This window comes from Erythrobacter sp. HI0063 (assembly GCF_001635685.1).
Lineage (GTDB): Bacteria > Pseudomonadota > Alphaproteobacteria > Sphingomonadales > Sphingomonadaceae > Qipengyuania.
On sequence record NZ_LWFF01000068.1, the window covers coordinates 1 to 418 of the forward strand.

At 62.0% G+C, this 418-nt stretch carries 1 protein-coding gene; it reads right to left on the bottom strand.

Annotation, left to right across the window (positions count from 1 at the left end; all coding sequences use genetic code 11):
• The coding region (locus A3736_RS16930; RefSeq protein WP_233999205.1) for a serine hydrolase at positions 1–402 on the bottom strand (402 nt) is incomplete at its 3' end.
• Positions 403–418 lie beyond the last annotated feature (16 nt).

The window sequence follows — 418 nt, forward strand, 5'->3', positions numbered from 1 at the left end:
CTGTTTTTCGGAAAGCTGCGGGCTGACGGCCAGAATGTCGAACAGCGTCGGAGCGCTCAGCGCGATCAGGGTCCGTAGCAATCTGCGCTCGTCCTCCATGCTGGCGAACCATTCGATGTCCTCGACCAGCAACGGTTCGGCCAGCGCCGCGACCACCTGCTCGGTCGTCACATCGTCGCCTCCCAGATCGGCAAGCATCGCGCGGCGTTCGTCTTGATCTATAGCAGCATAGGTGGGGCCGACATCGAGCGTCTTCAGCAAAAACATCTCGCGCGTGGTCAGGAAGGGCAGAGTGCGTTCCGGCGCAGAATGCCCGGTGCGGCGGAGAAACTCCTCGACCCTCTCGCGCCCTACCTGGCGTATCAGCGTATCGGTGGCGGTGTTGTCGCTGATCGAAATCATGAGCGTCGCTAGGGTC